We start from the raw sequence: 7,021 nt of genomic DNA, 5'->3' as shown, positions 1-7,021 counted from the left end.
GATCGGCTCCGTGCTGCCTGACCGCCTTGTCTCACCTCGCGGGCAGTTACGTCCTCTCCCGCGCCTGCTGGACGTTGTCTCTCTCCGTATGAGCAGAACCCTACACACAGCCGCCGCCGAATGTCTACCCCGGCCGACATAGATTTTCTGGCGGCAGTCGATCGGGTGACGAGGAGGGCGCACGACCATGAGCGACGACATCACGCAGCAGGGCCCGCCCGACGAGCGGTATGGCCTGGTCGGGGTGCGTGACCTGGGCGAGTACGCCGAAGCCCTGACGCGGTTGCTGGAACGGGGCCGGCGGGAACGGTGCGCGGCGGTGCTGTCGGAGGCCGAGGCCTACGCGGCGGCGGAGCTGTTGGGGCAGTTCGCGCAGCTCGATCCACTGGGTGCGCTGAACCGGCTGGCCGCGTCGCTGGCGGGCCGCATCTACCGCCGTCTCGGCGCCTGAGCACCCGGACGCCTACCGGCCGCACAGCGTCGCGTAGCCACTGATCAAGTCCGGTTTCTGCGCACGGGAACACAGGACCCAGGCCCCGCCGGTCAAGACAGTGGCCGGCGGGGCCGCCCGGACTGCGGCGCGCCGGGGCCAGCAGCGCGCCGACCGCCGCGAGGGCGCCGATAACTGATTTTCGCGACCTGAACTTCCCCTTCGCGCACCGGCGAAGACCGGTTCGGCGTGGGTTGCCTCAGAAAGACGAAACACGCGGAATTTCGTCAGCCGGATCCGCGAACGTCACCCCGAGCACCCTGCGGCAAGGCGCTCACCGAGCTATCGGGATGTGTGCCGGACTACGCAGAACATGTCGAGAATCGGCCGGAATATCGGAAACCACCGGGAGTGTCTCACACCCAGAGCGACGAGAATCGTGCTTTCCGACACCTTGAGTATCAACCAGACGACGATCGGAACGCAATTCTGCTCCCCCGATCCGTGAATTACCACCGGATGTCGCAACACGAGGGGTCCGCGATGCTTTCGCGTCTGAAGCGCGGGTGGCATGGGCGACGGCTTGTCTCCGCGGCGAGACTCCAGCCGCGACGACGATCCGATCCAGGGCGCGTTCACCGTCTCTGCTCGCGGCAAAAAGATCCGGCACGATCTCGTCGACGGCGAATACCCCCATACGGGGGCTTGGGGTATCGGTCACCTGAACGAGAGGGTACGTTGACGGTTGCCACCTCGGACCTCGGTGCCACGGCAAGTCCGCGATCACGTATCCGGAATGCCTGCCCGAGGTATTTTTGCGTGGGGGAAACGTGCTCCCACCACCTCCTCGGTATTCACACACCGTCGTCTGCACATTTCGCCATCGCCGTCGCTCCGCGCCGGCGGATCATTTCCCAGCTGTTCCAGGAAAAGAAATCGTCATGCGACGCATCCGTACCATTGTCCGGGTCCTGTTCGGAGCCACCGTCGCGACCGGCGGCCTGATCGCACTGGCGCCGACGGCGCAGGCCATCACCATCCCGGTGGCCTGCAGCGAGAACGCCCTGGTCGCGGCAGTCAACCTGGCCAACTCGACCCCCGCCTCGGACACCCTCGTCCTGGCGGGTGGCTGCACCTACGGCATGACCACCGCCCACGGCGGCGCGGCGAACGCGCTTCCGGTGATCACCACCCCGATCGAGATGATCGGCCCGGCGACCGTCACCAACGCCTCGCTGCTGGGCCTGGGGTTGTTCCGGATCGCCGAGGTCGGCCCGACCGGCAACCTGACCCTCACCACCGGGGTCGCCTTCACCCGGGGCAACGTGCTCGGCAACGGCGGCGGCATCCTCAACCGCGGCGCGGTCACCCTCACCGGCAGCACCCTGACCGGCAACACCGCCTCGGGCAACGGCGGCGGCCTCGCCAACGCCGACACCCCGTCCGGCACCGCACCCGCCGCGACCTTCACCAACAGCCCGCTGTCGGGCAACACCACCCTGCTCGGCGACGGCGGGGCCATCTACAACGGCCTCCGGGGCACGCTGACGGTCACCGGCGTTTCGGGCAGTCCGCTGTTCATCACCGGCAACAGCGCGGGCCGGGGCGGCGGCATCTCCGCGGTCGGCTCCACCGCGACCACCCTCACCCAGACCGCCGTGACGAACAACCACGCCCTGCTGCTCCTGGGAAACTCCGGCGGCGTCTACCGCCAGGGCGGCACCATGACCACCACCAGCTCACCCATCACCGCCAACACCCCGAACAACTGCGTGGGCAGCGTCCCCGCGGTCCCCAACTGCACCGGCTGACCACCGCACCAGCGCAACCGGGCGACTCCGTCGGCCCTGACCGGCCGGCGGGGTCACTCGGCTCGGAACCGCGTTTCGCCGAAAGACACGTGAGGTTCTCTCGATGCCCTCGGACACCGCACCACGTGTTCTTGCCCGCCTGCGAGCGGGTGAGGCTTACGACCGCTTCACGCGGTGGACCGAACTGCCAATGCTCGCTCTGTCGGTCGTCTTCCTGGCCGTGCTGGTCATCCCAGTGCTTGACGAGACGCTGCCGGCCGGCTGGCTGGACGCGTTCGCCGTGACCGACACCGTAGTCTGGGCAATCTTCGCAGCCGACTACCTGATCCGGCTCGCACTGGCGCCGCAGCCCCGGCGGTTTGTGGTGCGCCACATTCCGGACCTGATCGTCATCGTCGTGCCCGTGTTGCGGACACTGCGCCTGGTCCGGCTCGTCCGGCTGATCCGCTTCGCCCGTTCAGGCGCCGTGGCAACCCGTCTCACGCAGCACTCCCGAGCTCACCTCCACGTCAGTGCGGCGATCCGGATCGCCGCGACCGCGGTCATCGTCATGTTCGTCGGCGCCGTCGGCATGCTGGACGTGGAACGGCACGCCGTCGGCGCGAACATCCGCACCTTCGGCGACGCCGTGTGGTGGGCTTTGACCACCCTCACCACGGTCGGCTACGGCGATCGGTACCCGGTCACGGTCGAGGGCCGGCTGATCGCCGCCGTCGTCATGCTGACCGGGATCGCGGTACTGGGAGTGGTCACCGCATCGATGGCAGCCTGGTTCGTGGACAAGGTGCAAGCCATCGAGCAGGCGGAGACCAGCCAATCCGAGCACGACCGCCACGTCGACGCGACGCTCGCCGCGGTGCTGGAAAAGCTCGCCCGGCTCGAAGCGCGGTCAGCTGCCGCTTCCCCACCGGCGTCGACGGCGAGAAGCGTCACCATCCACAATGGACTCTCTGGCCCGCAGACCTGATCGCGCTGACGTGCTCGTCCAGCCGAACTTCGCCTAGCCGGACCAAGTCCAGCGGCGGATCTCCGGCGTGTCCTCGAGCGCCCGCATGCCGGCCTCCTGTCCTCGTGGTTTCGTCTCGCTACGCTGCCTTGTCCGGGGCGCGCCCGGCCTCGGCGCGGTCCCGGATTCCCATGAGCATCTTCCGGCTCATCACGAAGCTGATCGCCTCGACCGGCTCGATCAGCAAGCCTGCCCAGCGCCGGGTGTAGCCGTACCGTTCGCGCATCACCAGCCGCGTCGACCCGTCCGGCCGGTCACGCAGGACGAAGGCCCAGGTGCAGTCGTAGGGCGCGGCCGCCTTTCCCATCGGCACACCGCCCCGCAGCACCAGGGCCCGGCCTTCGTCGAGGCCGGCCACGGCCATCGAGACGTCCGGGTGGAGCTTCACCTCGTCGTCCACCTCGACGTGCTGCCATTCCGCGACGATGCGCTCAGCGCTGTGGATATCGCAGCCCATAAGGTTTTCCCAGGTGTCATAGCTGTAGAACCCGCCGCGTGCCTGACCCAGCTGAGCGAGCCACGGCCACACTTGCGACGCGGGTGCGGTGATCGTGATGGCTCGGGTCGCCACGAGATCGGGCTCGCCGATGAGCTCGTCCCCGGCCAACGCCGCCGTGACTTCGCGAGGGTCGGCGCCCCAGTGCAGTTGCCACTTCCTGGCGGCCAGCGCCGCGAGCACGAACGCGCCGAGCCCGCCGGCGACCCACAGCCGGTTGGTCCTTGCTGCCACTGAGTCATCGTGCGGATGACGCGTCATGGTGGTCTCCCTCGGTATCGTGCGGGGTGCGGTCGACGTTGCGCAGGTAGCAGGCCAGCGGCACCGCGATGAGCAGCGCGACTACGGCGAACACGGGCACCATCGTGCTCGAGGCGATCCCGGAGGCCGGATCGGCGCGCGACCCGAACCACTGATCCGTGGCGACGCCGGCGCCTTCCAGCACGAGCATCGCCAGCATCGCACCGGTGACCAGCAATCCCCAGGCCACACGACGCCGGCCGGCGAGCGCGGCCGCTGCCAGGAGCGGCAGCCAGACCGCCAGGTCCTGCACGAAGACGGGGTTCGTCAGCAGCCCCGTGCCCTCGAGCAGGGACGCCGGGTTCCGGCTGAAGACCGCCGGAACGATCTGGACGAGCCACGCCGCGGCGTTGAGCACGACAACGACGAGCGCGAACCCCGTGATCCACCGCGCCGGCATCGCCGGCGCCAGCCGTGTGCCGAACTCTCGCAGGTCCGTGGCGTGAAACACCGACACCAGGCTCCACAAAGCCGATCCGAGGTAGGCGACGTAGAGGAGGAACAGGTTGTTCAGCGGAGTCGCGAAGCAGAAGAGCACCGCTTGGTAGAGCAGGTAGCCCGCCGCTCCGAGCCAGAAAACGAGCCCCCGCGCGGAACCTCGCGCGGTCAGCCTCATCCCGGCAACGAGCACCGGTACGCCGGCGCAGACCATGACCAACGCTGTGCCCCGCAGGCTCCCGTTGGCGGCATCGACGCCGGACAGCAGCGACGGCAGCGCCAAACTCAGCACCGCGACGGCCGTGGCCACGGCCGCGAGCGCGCCGGACAAGAAGTAGGGCACCCGGGCGGGCCGGAGCAGGACCGGTCCGCGGGGCGTACCTGTCCGGGCACCCCGGCGTTCGGCGAGAGTCATGACCGAACTCTGCGACCGCACACGCTGGCTGCTGAAGGGTCCTTGGTCCCTCGGGAGCGGGTCTCCGGTCCTTTCTGCGTCGGGCGACTCGTCGACGCCACCACCGGCCGAGGAGCGCGAGGTCTTCGGTCCTTGACTGCCGAGCAGTTCGGCCTGTGCCGAACATCCTGGACTGTCGGGGTGTCGCCGTCATGATCGCCCTGCAGGTATCGATCCTCTGGTGCCCCCGGGCGCCGATGCTGCACCGACCGTCCCGGATCCCCGTTCCCCTGGTTCCGCGGCCTGATCGGCGGCTCCTGGTGGGCCGCGCTGACCGCGTTCCTCTGGGCCGGACTGGCCCGGGTCTCCCTGCAGCACCACGTCACCTGGTCGGTCAACTCGATCTGCCACATGATCGGCACCCGCCCGTTCACCAACCGCGACCGCTCCGCCAACTTCCGGCCGCTGGCGATCCTCTCGATGGGCGAGTCCTGGCACAACTCCCACCACGCCGACCCGACCTGCGCCCGCCACGGCGTCCTGCGCGGCCGGATCGACATCTCCGCCCGCGTGATCCGCATCTTCGAGAACCTCGGCTGGGTGACGAAAGTCCGCTGGCCGACACCACAACGCCTGGCCAGGATGTCCGCGCCGCACCGCGGCAACCGCAAGGGCGCCGGGTGAACCGCACCAGTTCCGCACTCACCGCGTACAGAAGGCGAGACCGTCGATGTTCACGATGACCGAAGCGGCCACCGAGGCGATCAACCAGCTCACCTCGGCCCAGAACGTCCAAGCCGAAGGCGGCCTGCGCGTGACCCTCGACGGCCCTCCCGGAGATGGCGCCGAGCTGACGGTCGAGGTCGCCGCGCGCCCGGTGGCCGGTGACCGCGTCGTCGCCGTCGCGAGCACTCAGGTGTTCCTCGCCCGCGACACCCGGGTCCATCTTGCTCCTGCCGGCCGGCGAGCCGTTCCGCCAGGAGTTCGCGTTCGTTCCCCTCCAGGGTGTTCAAGACGCTCAGGCAGCTGCTGGCCGAGGGCGTGGGCGTGAACCGGCCGGCCCCGGCAGCCGAGACCACCAGCCGGGCGTCGGCCGACGCCTTGAGCAGTCCGGTCACCGGGCTGCCCGTCACCAGCTCGGCGTGGATGTCCAGTTCAGGATGGGCACACCGGACAGCTGCTCGGCGTCGGCGAGCCACTGACGGCCCTGCGTTTCCAGTACCTCGGAGAACCCGTCCGGTGGCCGGACGCCGGCACCTGGCACCAGGGGAATCCACCGCGTTCCGCAGGGACTCTCTTCCCTGCCTTCCCGCGCGCGACCGGCCGGGCAGTGCACCAAAGTCACCGTGATCCGGGGATTTCGGCACCAGCGTCCGGACCGGACGACGGCCCATGCTCTGGGCACAACCGAAAAGGAGATCACGATGTCCGTCCAGGACCGCGGCCCGTCCCTGACCACTCCCTTCGTCCCTGACCAGCCGGAAACACGGACTGTCAAGCGGCCTCGGCCTGCCTCTTCGGCTCGCGGCTCGGCACTGGCTGTCGTGCGCATCGTGATGGGCCTGACGTTCCTCTGGGCCTTCCTCGACAAGATGTTCGGGCTGGGCTACTCCACGAGTTCGGCGCAGGCTTGGATCAGCGGCGGCTCGCCGACCAAGGGATTCCTCGGCCACGTCCAGGTCGGGCCGATGCAGTCGATGCTGCGCGACTGGGCCGGTGCCGGCTGGGCCGACTGGCTGTTCATGCTGGCCCTGCTCGGCCTCGGCGTCGCCCTCCTGCTCGGGGTGGCCCTGCGCCCGGCCGCCGTCTCCGGCACTGTCCTGCTCGCTCTCATGTGGATCGCCGAATGGCCGCTCGCACAGTCCACGTCGGCCGGGAAGGCCACGTCGTCGACCAACCCGCTGATCGACTACCACCTCGTGTACCTCGTCGTGCTCATCGTCTTGGCCGCCTTCGCCGCGGGTGACACCTGGGGCCTCGGCCGCCGCTGGGCGAAGGTGGATCTCGTCCGCCGCACCCCCTGGCTTCGCTGACGGACCTTCAACGGACACCTGTCGTGCCGCGCCGACCTGGCCGACGTCGGCTGCAGCGTGCTCGCCGACTTCATCCGGCCGGAGCTGCATGAGGTCCTGCGCGCCGAATGCGC

Annotated in this window: 8 protein-coding genes and 1 pseudogene; 6 read left to right on the top strand and 3 right to left on the bottom strand. The window is 69.1% G+C overall.

Translation table 11 applies throughout. The annotated features are described in order from the left end of the window. Nucleotides 1-187: 187 nt before the first annotated feature. From AB0C38_RS49340 to AB0C38_RS49330, 3 genes are all read left to right on the top strand, one after another. Nucleotides 188-451 (top strand): hypothetical protein, encoded by a 264-nt coding sequence (locus AB0C38_RS49340; protein WP_360688661.1) that lies wholly within the window; start codon nt 188-190, stop codon nt 449-451. Between the two features lie 920 nt (nt 452-1,371). Beyond that, nucleotides 1,372-2,241 (top strand): hypothetical protein, encoded by an 870-nt coding sequence (locus AB0C38_RS49335; protein ID WP_360688658.1) that lies wholly within the window; start codon nt 1,372-1,374, stop codon nt 2,239-2,241. 103 nt (nt 2,242-2,344) lie between these two features. Continuing rightward, entirely contained in the window at nt 2,345-3,208 is an 864-nt protein-coding gene (locus AB0C38_RS49330; RefSeq protein WP_360688655.1) for a potassium channel family protein, read from the top strand. Nucleotides 3,209-3,326: 118 nt separating this feature from the next. Here AB0C38_RS49330 and AB0C38_RS49325 read toward each other — a convergent pair whose 3' ends face one another. Then, nucleotides 3,327-3,977, bottom strand: coding sequence for an SRPBCC family protein (locus tag AB0C38_RS49325; RefSeq protein ID WP_360688652.1), 651 nt, complete (start codon nt 3,975-3,977; stop codon nt 3,327-3,329). 4 nt (nt 3,978-3,981) lie between these two features. Next, the gene (locus AB0C38_RS49320; RefSeq protein ID WP_360688649.1) at nt 3,982-4,812 is read right to left on the bottom strand and encodes a hypothetical protein; all 831 of its coding nucleotides are present in this window, start codon (nt 4,810-4,812) and stop codon (nt 3,982-3,984) included. Between the two features lie 363 nt (nt 4,813-5,175). On the opposite strand from AB0C38_RS49320, the pseudogene AB0C38_RS49315 reads away from it, so the two are divergent. Continuing rightward, nucleotides 5,176-5,559 (top strand): annotated as a pseudogene (locus AB0C38_RS49315) (acyl-CoA desaturase); the annotation flags it as partial. Nucleotides 5,560-5,605: 46 nt separating this feature from the next. After that, nucleotides 5,606-5,926, top strand: a complete 321-nt coding sequence (locus AB0C38_RS49310) for a hypothetical protein (RefSeq protein ID WP_360688646.1) — start codon at nt 5,606-5,608, stop codon at nt 5,924-5,926. A gap of 78 nt (nt 5,927-6,004) precedes the next feature. Here AB0C38_RS49310 and AB0C38_RS49305 read toward each other — a convergent pair whose 3' ends face one another. Beyond that, on the bottom strand, nt 6,005-6,139 hold the full coding sequence (locus AB0C38_RS49305) for a hypothetical protein (RefSeq protein ID WP_360688643.1): 135 nt from the start codon (nt 6,137-6,139) through the stop codon (nt 6,005-6,007). Between the two features lie 160 nt (nt 6,140-6,299). Between AB0C38_RS49305 and AB0C38_RS49300 the strand changes: the two genes are divergently transcribed. Further along, nucleotides 6,300-6,908: a DoxX family membrane protein gene (locus AB0C38_RS49300; RefSeq protein WP_360688640.1), complete on the top strand. Its 609-nt coding sequence runs from the start codon at nt 6,300-6,302 to the stop codon at nt 6,906-6,908. Nucleotides 6,909-7,021 lie beyond the last annotated feature (113 nt).

The organism is Amycolatopsis sp. NPDC048633 (genome assembly GCF_040650695.1).
Taxonomy (GTDB): domain Bacteria; phylum Actinomycetota; class Actinomycetes; order Mycobacteriales; family Pseudonocardiaceae; genus Amycolatopsis.
Note: the sequence above shows the minus strand (reverse complement) of the source record. Positions and strands in the feature narration are given on the sequence as shown.

Bases quoted from the DNA above. Each gene is read 5' to 3' on its own strand.
- AB0C38_RS49330 (WP_360688655.1), top strand. From the start codon at position 2,345: ATGCCCTCGGACACCGCACCACGTGTTCTTGCCCGCCTGCGAGCGGGT.
- AB0C38_RS49340 (WP_360688661.1), top strand. From the start codon at position 188: ATGAGCGACGACATCACGCAGCAGGGCCCGCCCGACGAGCGGTATGGC.
- AB0C38_RS49335 (WP_360688658.1), top strand. From the start codon at position 1,372: ATGCGACGCATCCGTACCATTGTCCGGGTCCTGTTCGGAGCCACCGTC.
- AB0C38_RS49300 (WP_360688640.1), top strand. From the start codon at position 6,300: ATGTCCGTCCAGGACCGCGGCCCGTCCCTGACCACTCCCTTCGTCCCT.
- AB0C38_RS49310 (WP_360688646.1), top strand. From the start codon at position 5,606: ATGTTCACGATGACCGAAGCGGCCACCGAGGCGATCAACCAGCTCACC.